This is a genomic window from Streptomyces sp. NPDC007917, assembly GCF_042959105.1.
Classification (GTDB): domain Bacteria; phylum Actinomycetota; class Actinomycetes; order Streptomycetales; family Streptomycetaceae; genus Streptomyces.
Genome location: NZ_JBIBKK010000009.1, coordinates 353,147 through 369,787, shown reverse-complemented (window position 1 = coordinate 369,787; position 16,641 = coordinate 353,147). Strand labels below are relative to the sequence as shown.

At 71.8% G+C, this 16,641-nt stretch carries 10 protein-coding genes; 2 read left to right on the top strand and 8 right to left on the bottom strand.

Annotated features, from left to right (window positions below; translation table 11 throughout):
- Window positions 1–15 precede the first annotated feature (15 nt).
- Together ACFZDL_RS21045 and ACFZDL_RS21040 are read right to left on the bottom strand one after the other, a co-directional pair.
- Window positions 16–888 (bottom strand): helix-turn-helix transcriptional regulator, encoded by an 873-nt coding sequence (locus tag ACFZDL_RS21045; RefSeq protein ID WP_353588024.1) that lies wholly within the window; start codon window positions 886–888, stop codon window positions 16–18.
- Window positions 889–1,215: 327 nt separating this feature from the next.
- Window positions 1,216–1,962: a GPP34 family phosphoprotein gene (locus ACFZDL_RS21040; protein ID WP_353588022.1), complete on the bottom strand. Its 747-nt coding sequence runs from the start codon at window positions 1,960–1,962 to the stop codon at window positions 1,216–1,218.
- A 259-nt stretch (window positions 1,963–2,221) separates the two neighbouring features.
- On the opposite strand from ACFZDL_RS21040, the gene ACFZDL_RS21035 reads away from it, so the two are divergent.
- The gene (locus ACFZDL_RS21035) at window positions 2,222–4,549 is read left to right on the top strand and encodes a D-alanyl-D-alanine carboxypeptidase (protein ID WP_353588020.1); all 2,328 of its coding nucleotides are present in this window, start codon (window positions 2,222–2,224) and stop codon (window positions 4,547–4,549) included.
- 242 nt (window positions 4,550–4,791) lie between these two features.
- Entirely contained in the window at window positions 4,792–6,774 is a 1,983-nt protein-coding gene (locus tag ACFZDL_RS21030; RefSeq protein WP_353588018.1) for an MFS transporter, read from the top strand.
- Window positions 6,775–6,824: 50 nt separating this feature from the next.
- Here ACFZDL_RS21030 and ACFZDL_RS21025 read toward each other — a convergent pair whose 3' ends face one another.
- The 6 genes from ACFZDL_RS21025 to ACFZDL_RS21000 form a co-directional block, all read right to left on the bottom strand.
- Window positions 6,825–8,141, bottom strand: a complete 1,317-nt coding sequence (locus tag ACFZDL_RS21025) for an extracellular solute-binding protein (RefSeq protein WP_353588016.1) — start codon at window positions 8,139–8,141, stop codon at window positions 6,825–6,827.
- Window positions 8,138–9,103: a hypothetical protein gene (locus ACFZDL_RS21020; protein WP_353588014.1), complete on the bottom strand. Its 966-nt coding sequence runs from the start codon at window positions 9,101–9,103 to the stop codon at window positions 8,138–8,140. The genes ACFZDL_RS21025 and ACFZDL_RS21020 overlap by 4 nt, the downstream gene beginning before the upstream one ends.
- The gene (locus ACFZDL_RS21015; protein ID WP_353588012.1) at window positions 9,100–10,752 is read right to left on the bottom strand and encodes a VWA domain-containing protein; all 1,653 of its coding nucleotides are present in this window, start codon (window positions 10,750–10,752) and stop codon (window positions 9,100–9,102) included. The genes ACFZDL_RS21020 and ACFZDL_RS21015 overlap by 4 nt, the downstream gene beginning before the upstream one ends.
- A gap of 12 nt (window positions 10,753–10,764) precedes the next feature.
- On the bottom strand, window positions 10,765–13,098 hold the full coding sequence (locus ACFZDL_RS21010; protein ID WP_353588010.1) for a tetratricopeptide repeat protein: 2,334 nt from the start codon (window positions 13,096–13,098) through the stop codon (window positions 10,765–10,767).
- A gap of 86 nt (window positions 13,099–13,184) precedes the next feature.
- Window positions 13,185–14,897, bottom strand: coding sequence for a serine protease (locus tag ACFZDL_RS21005; RefSeq protein ID WP_353588008.1), 1,713 nt, complete (start codon window positions 14,895–14,897; stop codon window positions 13,185–13,187).
- Window positions 14,898–15,116: 219 nt separating this feature from the next.
- A complete protein-coding gene (locus ACFZDL_RS21000; protein ID WP_353588006.1) occupies window positions 15,117–16,385 on the bottom strand; it encodes a helix-turn-helix transcriptional regulator in 1,269 nt (422 codons plus the stop codon).
- Between the last annotated feature and the right edge of the window lie 256 nt (window positions 16,386–16,641).

The window sequence follows — 16,641 nt, the reverse complement described above, 5'->3', positions numbered from 1 at the left end:
CACTCAGCGTGCGGTTCAGCTCTCCTCGTCCCGGCGCGCGTGGTCCCGCGCCACCTCCGTGATGAACTGACGGCTCTGGTCGACGTTCAGCGCCTGGGCCCGCAGATGCTCGTACATCATGCTGTAGCTCTGCACATCGGTGTGCTTCTCGAGATACAGGTCGCTGGTCACGCCCTCCAGGTAGACGACGCTGGTGTCCGACTCGTCGGAGAACTCGAGGATGGTGAACTGCCCGCTCATCCCCGGGTGGGAACCCATGCCGAACGGCAGCGCCTGCACGGTCACATGCGGCTCGTGGCTCATCCGCACCAGATAGTCCAGCTGATCGCTCATGACCTTCGGGCTGCCGACCACCCGGCGCATCGCCGCCTCGTCCACGACCGCCCACAGCCGCAGCGGCGTGACCGGGTCGGTGATCCGCTCCTGCCGCCTGAGGCGGACCTGGACCCGCTGGGCTATCTGCTCCTGCGGGGCCTCCGGCAGCGCGCCGCTGATCACCGCCTCGGCGTACTCCGGGGTCTGCAACAGGCCCGGGAGCACCTGTGGTTCATAGACCCGCAGCGATGCCGCGTCGGTCTCGAATCCGATGTAGACGCTGTACGGAACGTCACCGAAGGCGTTCCACCAACCCTGCTGGCGCGACTCCTTGGCCATTTGCATAAGGGAATCGACCAGTGCCTTGTCCTCCACCTTGTAGGTGCGGCACAGGTCGCGTACGTCGCGCTGGCTGATGCTGCGGCGGCCGTTCTCCAGTCTGCTGATCTTCGACTGGGAGACCATCAGCTCCTCGGCCACCTCCTCCGCCGTCATCCCCTTCTCCTGGCGGAGCCTGCGGAGTTCCTGGCCCAATCGGCGTCGCCTGACCGTGGGGCCGACGTTCGATGTCACGGGACGTGCACCTCCGGCTTCGTACTGCTGATTCATGCTGTTCAGCAGCCTGCCACTACCGGTCGGCGCCGCGCTGGGAAATGGCCGCACAGGGTGCCTCTCGGGGCACACCCGACGCGCGCGGCCATGGCGCGTGCACCGCGGCGGCCCCGGGGCGCCGGGGCGGCCGCCCGGGGCACGGGAGAACGGGCGCGCGGGGCGGCGGGCCGGCCGGTCCTCACGGGACGGGCCGGCCCACCGCCCCGCGCGAGGCTCCCGAACCGGGTCGGTGGGGACTGTGTGGTGCGGTCGGTCGGGTGGAGCGGGTGCGTGCTGCGCCTGCTGTGCTCAGCGCGCTCCGACGCGGGCCATGCTGCCGCGGCGGGACGGCTGTGCCGGGACTCCGGGCGCGGGCACCGAGGCCCGTGCTCCCGGCTGGCGACCTGTGGCCGGTGCGCGCCGTGGCTGCGCCGCGACACCGTTCTGCACATCCATGACGGCGTGCGCCACGAGTCCGCCCATCGGGTCGTGCCTGATCAGATCCCGGAGCCTGGAGCGCGAGGAACGCCCCTCGTTCCCGGGATACAGGTGCTTGCCGAGCCCGACCGCGTGGGCCAGGGCGGCGAGCGCCGCGGTCCGCGGGTCCGGCGGCACGCCGGTGCGGATCGCGCTGTCCAGCCGGGCCCTGATCTCCCGGCTGATGGCCGTCTCCGTCGCCTGGTAGCGAGTCGTCGGCAGCACCCCGCACATCTGGCCCTCCACGGCATGCACCATGCCGCAGCGCTCCAGATGCGTGAGATACGTCTGGCGCAGCCCCAGCCGGGGCCCGCCGATCCAGTGGACCGCGCGGACCGGGCTGCCACGTCGGCGCAGCAGCTCCAGCGCGGAGTCCAGTGTCGGATCTCCGGTCGGCCGTGGCAGCACCACGGCGATACGATCCCCGTCAGGGGCTATCCGTCCGGCCAGAGCCAGCTCTACTAGCTGGGCTCCGGCAAGACCGAGGTCGAGCGACTGCGGCTGCGCCGTGGTTCCCGTGGCCGGGTCCAAGGCGAGCAGCAGAAGCTCCTCCGGAATTGTTCTGCGGCTCCTGCCCATCCATGCCTCCCCGCGTGGATGAATGACAGGGTGACCCCTCTCACATTGGTCTGTCGAGAGTGCCTGGGGGATTTGATATGGAACCGATAGGTATGTCTTTCTCGTCTATCGGGTGGGCGCCCCGTTGAAGGCGCTCTGTCAGGGGGCCATGGCGCGGCGGCACTCGGGGCACACAGGACACTGGTAGATGGTTGGGGCGGCGGGGCGTGAAGCCGAGAGGCGACGCGCGTCCCGCAAAACGTATTACAAGGAGGCATCGGTGGCGGGCGAGTCCCCCGACAAGTCGGAGCAGCGGAAGTCGTCGGGGGAGACGGCTCGCGGCGAGCGCGATCCACGACTCGCGGTCTTCCACGAAGGGGAGGCCGGGGGCAGCGGGTCGGCGGTCGCCGTCGCGGACGAGGAGCCGGAGGCGGAGGCAGCGGCGGAAGCGGAATCTGGTGTTCGCGAAAGCGAATCCGATGATTCTTCTGGATCTGACGAATCTGCTGATGACGCCCAATCTGTGGGCAAATCGGACGAGAAGGCGGCTGGGGAGTCGGGTGACGAGTCGTCGTCCGAGTCGGTGGATCGGCGTACGGCGGTGTTCCGCACGCTGAAGCGTGAGCCCGCCGACGACGAGAAGGTCTCGCCGGAGCCCGGTTCCGATGACGAGGACTCGGCCGTGCCCGTGGATCGGCCCACGGCGGCCTTCGGGGTGCTGCGGCACAAGAAGGAAGCCCCCCGATGGGCCCAGCGGGACGGCGAGGCGGACGATTCCGCCCAGGCGGACGACAGGGCGGACGACAGGGCCGCTGATTCCGGCAAGACGGATAAGGCAGATAAGGCGGATAGTTCGAACAAGTCCGACAAAGCGGATGGAGAGGGCGAGAAGGGCGACAAGCCTGCCGCCGGTACGGGCATCGACCAGCCGACCGCGGTGTTCAAGACCCTCAAGACCCCTGCCGCGGACAAGGCGGACAAGCCCGCCGCGGACGGACCTGCCGACGGCAAGGTGACCGCCGCGAAGCCCGCCGAAAGGCCTGCGGAGAAGCCCGCCGACAAGGCTTCCGACACGCCTGCCGGCGAGCCCGCCGTGAAGGACGAGCCCGCCGCGAAGGACGAGAAGGACGCGAAGGAGGCCCCCGACGCCGAGCGCACCAGCCGCTTCGTACCGCTGAGGTCGGCCGACGCCCCGCCCGTCCGGCCCCCGGCGCGCCCCTCCGCGCAGCCCGCGCTGCCCGAGTCCGAGCGGACGAAGCAGCAGCCGCTGCCCGAGTCCGAGCGGACCAAGCAGCAGCCGCTGCCGCCCGTCGGCCAGCCCGCGCCGCTCGATCTGCTGGCGCAGCTGACCAACACCCCGCCCCCGCCGGAGACCCCGCTGCGGACCGCCGTGCGGCGGGTCAAGATCTGGACGCCGCTCGTGCTGCTCCTCATCGTCGTCCTCGGCGTGGTGCAGGCGGTGCGCCCGCTGCCGTCCCCCGAGCTGAGGGTGGCCGAGGCGACCTACACCTTCGACGGCGCCAAGATGTCGCTGCCCTGGCCGGGCCAGGGACAGTCCGCGGTCGAGGTGGAGGGCCTGGGCAGCCTGGGCACCTCCGGGGCGCAGAAGCCGGTGCCGATCGCCAGCGTCACCAAGGTGATGACGGCGTACGTCGTCCTCAAGGAACACCCGCTCAAGGCGTCCGAGAAGGGCCCGACCATCAAGATCGACGCCCAGGCGGGCAAGGAGTCGGGCTCCGAGGACGAGTCGCGGGTCCAGGTGGACGAGGGGCAGACGTACAACCAGCTCCAGATGCTCCAGATGCTCCTCATCCCGTCCGGGAACAACATCGCCCGGCAGCTGGCCCGCTGGGACTCGGGTTCGGAGCAGGCGTTCGTGAAGAAGATGAACGACGCCGCCAAGGACCTGGGGATGAAGAACACCGTCTACACCGACCCCAGCGGCTTCAAGGCGACCACCAAGAGCACCGCGTCCGACCAGCTCAAGCTGGCCAGGGCGGTGATGAAGAGCGAGGCGTTCCGGGCGGTCGTGGCGACGCCCAACGTCAAGGTTCCCGGCATCAAGACCCCCGGGAGCAAGATCTACAACAACAACAATCTGCTGGTGAAGCCCGGTGTGGTCGGCATCAAGACCGGGTCGAGCACCCCGGCCGGCGGTGCGCTGATGTGGGGCGCGGAGAAGACCATCGACGGCAACAAGCGGCTGATCCTCGGTGTCGTCCTGGAGCAGCGGGCCCCCGGCATCCTGCAGAACAGCCTGGATCTGGTGCAGGCCAACAGCTACGAGCTGATCACCGCGGTGCAGGACGGCCTCGTCTCCGCCACGGTGGCGAAGAAGGGCGATGTCGTCGGTCACGTCGACGACGGTCTGGGCGGGACGACGCCGGTCGTCGCGACCAAGGACGTGAGGGCCGTGGGCTGGGGCGGCCTCCAGGTGGACCTCGAGCTGACCGACGCGGGCAAGGCCGTGCCGCATTCGGCCAAGGCGGGCACGGTAGTGGGCCAGCTGATCGTCGGCAATGGCACGGCCCAGGTGAAGGTGCCGGTCGCGCTGCAGAAGGATCTGTCCGAGCCGTCGTTCGGCTCGAAGCTGGTCCGCATCGCCTGATCCGGCGGGACACACCGCCTTGCGCTGTGACCCGGCGCGCCTCGCGCCGGGTCACCGTTCAGCCGTATGTAGCAAGTTGTCCACAGCACCCCCGACCGCCCGCCCTGAAGGCCTTTTGGGGCCCTTCGCGTGCTAGCGTCGCCTGCGCCTCCGGTCCCGGTCCTCGGTAACGAACCGGGGGGAACCGGTACAGGGTTGAAGGAACATGGGGGCATACCTCGGGGAAGACGGGGAGAGCCGCAGTGACCACCGTGGATCCGACACGGGCCGACAGCAGCGGGAGTTCCGAGGAGAACACCGCGGCGCGAATAAGACTGCCCACGCAGCGGGCCTCCGAGGACCCGGACGCGGCGGAGGGTGTGAGCCGCGCTGAGGACGCGAGTCCGCCGGCGGGCGCCGACCCGGCCGAGGACGCGGGTACGGCGCCGGCGCGCAGCGGCGAAGAGCAGGAGCAGGAGCAGGAGCAGACGGTCGGCTGGGTGCGGCGCGCCTGGCGCTTCATGTGCCACCCCGTGCCCGCCTCCCTGGCCGTCGCCGGAGTGCTGCACGTGCTGTGGGTGGCGCTGCTGGCGAACAGCGGCGGCGACCTGGCCGCGCAGGACGCGTGGGCGGAGTTCGCCCTGCAGCACCCCGACTCGGCGTACAACCTCGCCTGGTACGGCGGGATGCATCCGGTCTCGTACAGCGTCATCTCGCCCTATTTGATGGCGGTCCTCGGCGTCCGCACCACGATGATGATCGCGGGGACGCTGACCGCCGGGCTGCTCGCGCTGCTGCTGGTGCGCAGCCGGGTCGTGCGGCGGCCGCTGTGGCCGGCCCTGTACGGCGCGTTCGCGCTGGTCTGCAACGCGATCTCGGGCCGGGTCACCTTCGGGCTCGGCGCGATGTTCGGTCTGGGCGCCGTGGCGGTCATCTTCGCGTGGCCCACCAAGTGGCGGTCCCGGCACTGGCACCACAAGGTCGCGCGGGCGCTGCTGGCCGCCCTGCTGGCCGCCCTCGCGACCATGTCAAGCCCGGTGGCGGGCCTGTTCATCGGGATCGTGGCCGCCGCGCTGTGGCTGACCCGGCGCCACCCCGCCTCGTACGCGCTCGGCGTCACGCCGGTGGTCGTGGTCGGGCTGTCGGCCTGGCTGTTCCCGTTCTCCGGCGAGCAGCCGATGAGCTGGCCGTCGACGATCCTGCCGGGCATCAGCGGCCTCGCCGTCTTCCTGTTCGCGCCGAAGGGCTGGCGCACCGTCCGGGTGGGCGCGGCGCTGTATGTGATCGGCGTGGTGCTGACCTGGTTGGTCCCGTCCCAGATCGGCACCAACATCCAGCGCCTCGGCATGATCTTCGGCGGGGTGGTGCTGCTCGCGGCGCTGACCTCCCGCCGGGTGCCGGCGCGTGGGAAGCGGCTCACCACGCTCCCGGGGCGGAAGTGGACGGCGCTGGTGCTGTCCCTGGTGACGGTCACGGTGTGGCAGGGCGTGAAGACGGGCGACGACGTCATCCACACCACCCCGTCGGCGTCCTGGGCGCGCGAGCTGGCGCCGCTGGTCCACCACCTGCAGCGGGTGAAGGCCGACCGGGGCCGGGTCGAGGTGGTGCCGGTGCGCAGCCACCGCGAGTCCTCGGCACTTCCCCGCTACGTCAACCTGGCCCGGGGCTGGACCCGGCAGGCGGACATGGAACGCAACCCGCTCTTCTACGAGGAAACGCTCAGCGCGGACGACTACCACGCCTGGCTCAAGCGCATGGCCGTGCACTACGTGGTGCTTCCGGCCGATGAGCCGGACCACGCCGCGCGGCTGGAGGCCGAGCTGATCGCCGGGGGCCTGCCGTATCTGCGTGAGGTGTGGGGCGACGACAACTGGAAGCTGTACGAGGTCAAGGACCCCACCCCGATCGCCGACCCGCCGGCCACGGTGGAGCGGGCCGGCGCGGACAAGCTGATACTGAAGGTCCGCGCCAAGGGGCCGGTGCTCATCCGCATCCCGTACTCGCCGTGGCTGGGCCTGGTGGACGCCAAGGGCCACCGGATCAAGGCGCCGGAGGCGGATGAGGACGGCAGGCTGCCGGTCAACCGCAACGGCTGCCTGACCAAGCAGGTCTTCGAGCCGAGCAAGGAGGGGGAGCCGGAGGACGAGTGGACCGTGCTGCACGCCCCGCACCCCGGCACCTACCGGATAGCAGGCAAGTACGACCTGCCGCGCGGCACGCCCTGCCCGGACGAGATGGTGCCGTAGGCCGACGGGACCGACAGGGGCGGGCCCGGGGTGTTCCGGGCCCGCCCCTGTCAGCGGCAGACCGCCGACGGCCAGGGCTGGTCCGGTTCCCGGTTCCGGCCCTGGCCGTGCTCGGTGCTCCGGTGGACCTTCTCCAGGCTGCCCAGCAGCGCGTCCAGGCGCTCCTTCTTCTCCGTGTCCGGATAGCTGAGGAACGTCAGGACGGCGCGCTGGAACGCGAGCCGCATGCGCGGCGGCATGGCGTCTGAGGCGTCCAGGCACAGCGGGGAGGACGTGAGCGCCCGCGCGATCGACTGGGCGACCTTGTCGTTCCCCTGGACGGACACGGGCACCTTGCTGTTCGCGGAGAACGGCTTGGCGGAGCCGGGAGGGGTGTGCTCGGCCCAGGTCCGCTGCCCCTCGACCCGGGTGAGATAGCGCAGGAGCTCCCGGGCCTGCCCGGTGTGCCCGGTGTTCTTGAACAGCGCGGCGAAGTCCCCGGACACCTCGTGCGCGGCGGAGGGTGAGCCGGGCAGTCCGAGCAGATCGCCGGAGTATCCGAACCTGGCCCGGTTGGGGCCGGGGTAGCTGCCGCGGATGAAGGAGCCCTGGTGTTCCAGGGCACACGACGGGCGCTTCGCGAACAGCTTCTTCCCCGCCGCCCGGAAGTCGGTGCGCAGCGCGGTCTTCGCCGCCGCGCCCGAGAACAGCTCGCCCCAGGTCCGCCACGCCTCCGCGACGCGTGGGTCGTCCCAGGCCAGCTCGCCCCCGGCCCACTGCTCGTAGACCTTTGTGCCCTGCTGCCGCAGCAGGATGTCCTCGATCCAGTCCGTGCCGGGCCAGCCGGAGGTGGCGCCGTCGCCCATGCCCACGCACCACTGGCGGCCGTCGGCGGCCAGGGCGGGGAGGTCCCCGGGGCCGTGGCGCGTGCCGTCGTACCAGACGATGCCCTTGAGGTCGGCCTTGACCGCGATGCCGTAGATCGGCCCGTTCTCCCGCAGCCCGGGTGTCCACAGGGGGTTGTACTCGGCCCGGGGGACCACGTCGTCGAGCCCGGCCAGATAGCCCTGCCTGGCGTAGGCGGCCAGCTCCCCCGAGCTCGGCAGCATCGCGATGTCGGGCGGGGTGCCGGACCGCACGTCGGACAGCAGCACCTCGCGCAGCGCGGTGGTGCCCTGGTACTCGACGCGGATGTGGTGTTCTTTGGTGAAGGCGTCCAGCACCTGGCGGAAGGCGTCCTCCTCGGGGCCGGTCCAGGAGGCGAGCACGCGGATCGTGCCGCCGGACCGCTGGGCGCCCGCGTCGCCCGTGCCGAGGGCGCACAGGAGCACCAGCCATAGGCCGAGCACGGCGGCGGTGACGTTCCGGGGGCGGGTGGCGGCGCTCATCGGGCCCGGAACCTGTACTCGTCGATGCGCGGCTGGAGCCCGACGAAGACGAGCGCGGCGAGGAGCACGCCACCCATCGGTATCCACACCACGGCGCCGGTGCGCCAGTGGGTCTCCTCCATCTTCGTGCTCACCCTCTTGTTGGTCGTGTCCGGGGCCTTGCCGATGTCCGGCTGGCGCAGGCTGGTGCGGGCCTGGGAGAGCCGGTCCTGCGTCTGGTAGGTGAAGACGGCCAGGGTCGGCACCGCGAGGAGCAGCAGCCCGGTGGCCACGAGCAGGCAGGGGTTGAACCGGCGGCGGAAGCGGTGGCGCACAAAGCGCTGGGTGCGCACCAGCAGCACGGCCAGGGCGAGCGACGCCGCCGGGACCAGCACCCACCACCCGAGCGACAGCAGCCAGCCGAAGGAGGTCTGCTGGTCGAGCAGGCGGAGCTGCTTGCCCTGCACCTTCACCAGCCGGGCGAGGATGTCGCTGTCGCCGTCACGCACCTCCTTGGCCGAGCCGTCGTCGCCCCGGAGCATCGTTTCGGCATAGCCGAGATAGGCGTCGCGGAGAGCGCGGTTGTCGCGGTTGACGTACGCCTGCTGGACGAGGTCGCCGTAGGAGGAGACCAGTCCGGTGATGGTGAGCAGCGACTGGCGGGCCGAGGTGCCCGCGGTGGTGGACTTGAGGGCCTGGGCGAGGGCCTGGTTGGCCGTCGACAGCGTGGTGCGGTAGTCCTCGCCCAGGCCCTCGATGTCGCCGGTGTCGCCGGTGAGGCTGAGCTCCGCGTACTCGTACGAGTCGTCGAGGGTCACCTCGGCCGCGGCCACCTGGAGTATCGCGGGGGCCGACTCGTCCCGTACGGCCTGGGTGTTGCGGCTGACGCCGTAGTACGCGGTGAACAGCGCGGCCGCGGCGGCCACCGAGAGCGCCAGCAGCGTCACCAGACGGCGGATCAGAAAGGCGCGGGTGCCGGTCATACCGCACCGGCCGGGGTGCCGGGGCCGCCGGGGCGCAGCGTGGTGTCGCACTGCTGGCAGAAGGTGGCCGTGGCGGGGGCCAGACGCCCGCAGCCGGGGCATTCGACGTCGGAGCCGGCGGGCCCGGGAGGCCCGGCGGGGGTGGTGAGCGGGGCGGGCGCGGCGGGGTCGGGGGCTCCTTGGGCCGGGCCGCGGAAGCGGCTGCTCTCCTCGGACAGCACCATGGCCGAGTTCAGGTCGAGCGGCCGGATCCGCTCGCGCAGCCGCACCTCGCCCGCCGCGGCGTCCACGATGTCGACCAGCCCGCGCAGCCGGTCCAGCATCTTCTCGTTGCCCAGCTCGTGCGCCAGCCGGACCGCCCGGCCCCAGTGCGCCAGGGCCTGCCGCGGATCGCCCGCCACATACGCGTCGTAGGCCGCGGTGACGGCGAGGCCGAGGGCGTCGTCCGCGCCGTAGTGGGCGAGCCGGGGGTGGATACGGGAGGACAGCAGCGGGTCGTCCGTCCAGCGGACCAGGACGGACTGCGCGGCGGGCAGCCGGACCCCGGCCGTGCCCCCCTCCGGCGCGCCGCCTTCTGACGCGCCGCCTTCTGCTGCCCCGTCCAGTGACAGCTCCACCCAGGCCAGCTCGATCTCCTCGTCCTGCGCGTCGCCCTCCGGGTCGGCGGTCACACACACGTGGTACTCGCGCACCTCGTCGCCCCACGGCCCGCTGCGCCACTCCCAGGTGCGCGCGTCGGGCCGGGTGCCCTCGCCGGTCAGGTCCACCCGGGTCGGATACACCTGCTTGACCATGCCGACCGCGCCGCCCGCGCGCGTCCGGATCCGGATGCGCAGCGCGGCCAGCGCCCGGGCCATCGAACCGCGCGTCAGCGCCTCGAACTCGGCCGGCAGATCGGAGTGGTCGAGGACCGCGTCGGCCCGGCCGCGCAGCCGGCGCACGATCTCCTTGAGCTCGGTGGCGTCCCAGCCGTCGCCGATGCCGCGCGCGTCGCAGGTGAAGCACGGGGCGCAGGCGTCGAGCACCCGCGCCAGATCGCCGGGGTCCTCATGCTCGTTCTTGCCGTCGGTCAGCAGCAGGGTGTGCCGGAGCGCGGTGGACTGCTCGGTGTGGTCGGTGTGGAGGCGGCGGGCGAGGTCGAGCCAGCTGCCGATCGCGGTGCCGCCCAGCGCGGCCAGCTTCATCGCGGCGCGCGCCGCGGCGGCCTTGGTGTCGGGCCCGGCGACCGCCATGCCGCCGGCGGGCGGATAGACGACCTCGGCCCGCTCGGTGCCCTGGACGACCGCGAAGCGCGTGCCCTCGCGCAGCGCGGAGACGGCGGCGGCGGTGGCCCTGCGGGCCGCCATGATCTTCGTCGGGGGCCAGGCCATCGACCCCGAGCAGTCGATGACGATGACCTCGGAGGCCGCGGCGCGCGCCGCGACCGGGCCCAGCCCCCGGGCCTCGACCCTGATGATGGCGTGCATCTCGGCGCGGCCCGCGGCGGCCGGAAGGTACTCGTTCTGGTCGACGCGCAGGGTGATGGCGGCGCCCTGGCCCCCGTCCGCGCCGCCGTCCCCCGTCGGCCGGTCGGCGGTCGCCTGATGGGCGGTCGCCTGATCGGGGGTCGCCCGATCCGTTCCCGCTGGGCCCGCTGTGTCCTCGCTCATCCGATCCCCCTGTCAGACGCTGGTCATGGGCCTGACGGCGTTGGCCCGGTCGACCAGCACCTCCAGGGCCTCGGGGCTGTCCGCCTGCTGGGCCAGGGCCCGCAGGGCCTTTTCGAGGTCCGCGCGCACCACGGACTCCTCGTCGTGCTTTCCGAACAGGGCCCCGGCCTCGTCCTTGTGCCCGTACCGCAGCACCCAGTCGAGCACGACCTCCCACACCTCGGCCGTCAGCCGCTCGCGGGCGTGGCCCGAGGCCCGCCCGTCGTCCAGATACAGCCGCGGCAGCCGGGTCAGCACCTCCGCGAAGTCCGCCTCGGTCGGCAGCCGGTCCGGGTGGCCCAGCCGGCCGGCCAGCACCCGCACCGTGGCGATCTGGGCGGCGTCATGGTGGCGCGAGACCTTCGGCACCCCGCCCAGGACATCGACCGCCCCGGCCCGGTCGCCCGCGGCGAGCCGCAGCCGGGCCAGGCCGAAGGCGGCGCTGCCCTGGGAGCGGTTGCGCTGCCAGACCGCCTGGTAGAAGCGCTCAGCGGCGCCGTGGTCGCCCAGGTGCTCGGCGCAGTACCCGAGGGCCAGCTTGGGCGCGTACTCCCCGGGCAGCGCCCCGTACACCGCGTCGAACTCCCGCTGGGCATCGGCCACCGAGCCCTCGGCGAGCCGCACCAGCGCGCGGTGCCAGTTCAGCCGCCAGTCGTACCGGGCGCGGTCACCGCCGATGATCCGCTCGGCGGCCTTCACCTGGCCTTCCGCCTCGTCCACCTCGTCGAGTTCGAGATGGGCGCGGCAGATGCGGAACCGGATCTCGGCGGACTCGTGCGGAAAGGCCCCCAACTGCTCGATCAGCCGCCGCGGGCCGCTGTCGGTCGGGGTGTTGAGCAGCGCCGCGCCCGGGTCCTGGGCGTCGGGGAACGGCACCGGCAGCCCGAGCGGCACCCTCGCCGGGCCGGGCCGGCCGTCCCCGAGCACCGGGCGGACCTCCCCGGTCAGCCAGCGCTCCAGGCCGGGAATCCGGCCGAGCCCGGAGTCGAGCAGGGCCGCGGTCGGGGCGAACAGCGTGGAGGGCTCGGGCTGCTCCCGCTCCAGCCGCAGCGAATGGATCTCGCGGAGGACCCCGCGCAGCTGCTCGGCCATCTCACGGGCGGAGCCGAACCGCTGCCGCGGGTCATAGGCCGTGGCGCGGGCCAGGAGCCTGTCGTACGACTCGCGGCCGAGGCCCGGCGGCCGCTGGGCGGCCCGCTCGACCTTGTCGGAGAGGTTCCTCAGCGTCGCCCCGAGCCCGTAGAGGTCATGGAGCTCGGTGGGCACGGCGCCGCGCAGGACCACCTCGGGGGCGGCGAACTTCTTGGTGATGACGGGCGAGCCGTCCCGCTGCCCCGACTGGCGGACCGCGCCGAGGTCGATCACCTTGACCCGGCCCTCGTGGTGCATGACGTTGCTCGGCTTGAGGTCGCAGTAGACCAGCCGCTCGCCGTGCAGATACTCCAGCGCGTCGAGGATCAGGGCGCCGTAGGTGAGGATGTGCTGGTAGACGCGGGGTCCGTCGAAGTGCGGATCGGCCCGGGCGATGTAGTCCCCGATCGTGGAGAGGGTGACCCCCGCGACGAACTCCATCACGATGTAGCCCTGCGGCCGTCCGCTGCCGCGGGCCGGGTGGCGCACATAGTTGATGATGTTGACGATGCCCGGGTGGTCGAGCATGGTCAGATAGCGGCGCTCCTCGATGGCCGCGCGCTGCGCCGTCTCGTCATCGTCGTTGATCAGCCCCTTGATGGCGACGGGCTGGCGGTCCAGCTGGGTGTCCTCGGCGAGATAGACCCAGCCCAGGCCCCCGTACGCCACGCCGCCGACCACCTCGTACTGGCCGCCCAGCAGATCCCCGGCCCGCAGCTGCGGGGTGAAGTCGAAGGGATGGCGGCAGCGGTGGCAGACCCCGGTCCACAGCGCGGGCTGCCCGGCGTATGCCGCGCCCACGGTCTCCTCGCAGCCCGCGCAGGGCTGCCCCTGAGGGGGCGGCTGCGGATCGTCGATGACCAGGTCGCGGAGGGAGGGGAGCTCGACGCGGGGCAGGTCCATCAGGCCGTCGCCCGCGGGCCGGACGGTGAACTTCCGGGCCACGGCGCGCCGCCGGACGCGGGCCGCGGTCGCGGTGGACTCGGACTCCAGGATGGCGGAGCCTGAGGCGGACGCAGCCGCGGGCGCGCCGGGGGAGGGGCTGCCCTGGACCCCGCCGCGGGGCCTGCGGCCGCACTCCGAGCAGAATCCCCGGACGTTGATCCGGCCGCGGCCGGCACCGGGGCAGTCGGGCCGGTCGCAGACCGCCGCCCCGCCGCTCGTCCCGTCCGTCATACGCCTTCCTCCCCGTTTCCCTGTGCCTCCGCGTCTGTTCGCGGGAGCCCGCTCACGGCCCGACCCGGTTCACGGCCCGATCCCGTTCACGTCCCGATCTCGTTGACGGCGCGTACGAACCGGTCGACCGCCTCCTGCGCGGCCGGCACGTCGTACGGCACCGAACGCAGCAGGTCGAACGCCGCGCGCTGGAGCGGGATCAGCTCCGGGCGCTCGGCCGCGCCCATGGCGCCCAGCCGCGCGGCGTAGGGGGCCAGCTGGCTCTCCAGCTCCGGGATGCGCTTCAGCTGCTCGTCGGCCGCGTGCCGCGCCGCCTCCGCGCGCCGCAGGACCGTGGCCGCCGCGTGCTCGAAGGCGGCCATCTTGGCGATGATGTGATGGGTGTGCAGCCCGGGGTCGTCGCGCAGCCTGAGCAGATTGATGCGCAGCGCCGGTGCGTTGCGGGTGTACGGCGCGTTCAGCGCGGGGGAGAGCAGCGCGCGCCGCTCGACCGCCTCGCGCTCGCTGCCTTCCGCGCGGGTCACCTGCCTGGCGAGCTCGTCCAGCCATGCGTCGATCCGCGCCCGGTCCGGCCGGAACAGCCGCTCGGCCAGGCGCAGGCCCGGCGCCCGCGGATCGCGGAAGACCAGCATCAGCCGGCTGCCCCGGTCGGCGAGGAGCTTCATGAAGTGGACCAGGGCCTCGGGGTCATGGGCCCGGTCGACGCTCACGGCCACGATGGTCAGCGGCACCGCGTTGGCCCGGATGCGGCTGAGCGGCGAGGTGTCACCGAGCGACTTGAGGTCCATCCGGTCGGCGACCCGCCTGGCCACATCGGTGTCGGTGCGGCCGGTGACGTCGATGGCCAGGTCCAGGCTGCCGATCGGCGGCACCGTGTTGCGCGGCGCGGCGGACACCGCCGCCTCGGCGCCGCCCACGGACAGCTCGCGGTCCGCGAGCGTCACGGCCCGGCTGAGCGCCCCGTACCGGTCGCTGTCGTCGTCCTCGATCACCACCGTCTCGACGTCCGCGATCCCCTCCCGCCCGGCCAGGCTCTCCCGCCGCAGCCACAGGGCCAGCCGCTGGGCGAAGCCGATGTCCTGGACGCCGCCGGTGAGCGGGGAGACCAGCCGCGGGTCCACACCGGCCTCGCCGCCCACCCAGCGGGCGACCTGGGGCAGGTGCCGGACGATGGTCTCGACGGGGATCATGTACGAGAAGCGGCGCCGCTCGGCGCTCGGCACGCTGTCGGAGTCGTCGTAGCGGCTGACCACCATGCCGATCACGTGGTGGGTCTGCTCGTCCTCGACCCCGGCGCCGCTGAAGCCGTACCGCACCACGTCACCGGGCGTCTCCGGGTTCACCTGCACCCACTCGGCGCGCGGGCCGGCGGCGCCCGCGAGGCGGCCCAGGAACCACATCCCGTCGTCGTTGCCGTCGGGGAAGCCGCACATCCGCACCGGCCGCCGGGACACCGGGGGCAGCCGGAACAGCGGCGCGGCATGCTCGGCGGGCTGGGGGCGGCTCAGCCTCAGCAGCGCCACATCGCCGCAGCTGTCGGCGCGCTGCGGCACCCAGCAGCCCGGGGCGACGCGCGCGCTGACGGGCTCGGCATCGGGCACGCCGACCAGGTCGACCCGGACTTCCGTGGCCGGAAGCGGCCGCCCGTCCCCGGGGATCACATGGGCGCACGTCAACACCGTCTCGCTGCCCAGAAGGATTCCGGCGCCCAGGACATCACCGGTCGTACTACGGATCCGAACCCGCCAAGTCCCATCATGAGCGGGCACATTGGCGGTATTGCCGTTTTCCGCCCCCATGTGGCCCGAGCATACGCCCGAGGCGTACGGAAGTGACCCCATGCGGTCGATGAGTCACGGGAAAGGGTGAGCTGCGACCCCGGTCCGGAGTGTGATTTCAGATGATCATCGAATAGGGGGATTGCTCCAATTTGGGGGTAATAGAGGTGTCATCCGAGGCCGTGCCTCGCGCTGCGGCGTCGGCGGGGGTTTTCGTTTTCACGCGCGCGGACTCTCCGGCTAACTTCCCACCTGCTCCAGCGACTCCAGAACGGGGGCGTCCGGGAGCTTGCGGCCGATCCTCGCCCGCAGATCATGGGCGGCGTTGGTGACGCGGGTCGAGCGGACTCCTTCTGCGGCAGAGGCGAACTCCTCGGCCGATGCCACAGCGCCGTCCACGTTTTCGCGTCGAAGCTGGACGATCGACAGATCCGCCAGAACCATGGCGCGTGTCCGCCGACGGTCGAGACCGTGGATGTTCAGCGCCAGGTTCAGGTGTTCCTCAGCGGCGGCTTGGTCGCCCAGGCGGGAGTAAATTTTGGCGGACTCGTGGGCCCACCGGCCGGGGCTGTAGTGGGACGCCCATGACTCGCCGGGAGCCGCCTCGGCGTGCTCGATGGCGCTCTCTGAGGCCGTCAGCATTTTCTGCGCGGTTGTGTTGTCGAGGTCGTACGCGCAGGCTCGGGCGAGGGTGTTGGAGTAGTACGCGACAGCCTTCGGGTTGTCGAGCTTCTTACCCCACTCCACACAGCCCTCGGCGAGACGCAGAGCGGGGGCAAGGTACCCGAGGTCGATCGCCTGGTCCGCGAGTCCCCGCAGCGCGGTAGCGGCCGTCTCATTCATTCCGGCCTCCGCCGCGAGGTGGAAGGAGTGCGTGTAGTACCGCTGGGCCAGGCCCTCGTTTCCCTCGTCCTTGGCCATCCACGCGGCCAGGTGCACCAGCTCCGCCGTGGCCGCAAACAGGTCACGCCCGGTCTTTTCGGTGTACGTGCCGTCCAGCCAGCGCTTCACGTCCTCGGTCAGGTACCGCACGGTCAGATGGCGGGCGTGGCCACCCCCCAGTTCTGAGGCGGCGTCCCCGAGTGTCTTGATCATGTGGCGGAGGGCTCCAACCTCGCCCATACCGACGCGCACAGACGTCCGCATGCCTACCCGGCGAGTCACCGCTTCAGCGTCCGGCACATTCAGTGCCGCCAGACTCGCCGCGACCGACGCCGCCAGAAACGCGCGACGCTCCACGTCTTCCCTCCCGAGTGCCATGACCGAAGCCACCGTATCGGTATCGGTTGGACCAGGATCATTGTGCGGCTCCGTGAACAGCACCTGATCGATATACGGCGCCCACACTGTGGGGCAGCGGCCCCCTTTCTCCCACCTGTACACCTGCTGCCGGTCCAAAAATCCCGCTTCGCCGAACCGCGCGATCGACAGCTCGTCCGCCAGACGCTGCTGACTCCAGCGCGGCACACGTGCCTCGCGGGCCGTCCTGATGCGCTCCCCGATCACCACGGACTCCACCTGGATGACAACTGGACTACAACGAGGATGACAGTGTGGCATCCGCCCAACACTCTGCGTCAGCAGTTGACTTGGTATCAGCCGCCGGGCGCAATCCGCAGGTTCCCCGCTCTCGGCGCATTGAGGAGAGGCCCGCCCGTGTCCCCCGCATGGGCAGGCCCGTCCCACTCCCGAGGAGACGACCCTGTGAGCGTCATGACCAGCCCCATTGCGAGACCGGCTACGACGGGTGCACCCGGGTACACCG

What these genes read in the sequence shown, in the direction of transcription:
- ACFZDL_RS21040 (WP_353588022.1), bottom strand. Translation starts at nt 1,962, where the DNA reads ATGGGCAGGAGCCGCAGAACAATTCCGGAGGAGCTTCTGCTGCTCGCC.
- ACFZDL_RS21015 (WP_353588012.1), bottom strand. Translation starts at nt 10,752, where the DNA reads ATGAGCGAGGACACAGCGGGCCCAGCGGGAACGGATCGGGCGACCCCC.
- ACFZDL_RS21020 (WP_353588014.1), bottom strand. Translation starts at nt 9,103, where the DNA reads ATGACCGGCACCCGCGCCTTTCTGATCCGCCGTCTGGTGACGCTGCTG.
- ACFZDL_RS21005 (WP_353588008.1), bottom strand. Translation starts at nt 14,897, where the DNA reads ATGGGGGCGGAAAACGGCAATACCGCCAATGTGCCCGCTCATGATGGG.
- ACFZDL_RS21025 (WP_353588016.1), bottom strand. Translation starts at nt 8,141, where the DNA reads ATGAGCGCCGCCACCCGCCCCCGGAACGTCACCGCCGCCGTGCTCGGC.
- ACFZDL_RS21010 (WP_353588010.1), bottom strand. Translation starts at nt 13,098, where the DNA reads ATGACGGACGGGACGAGCGGCGGGGCGGCGGTCTGCGACCGGCCCGAC.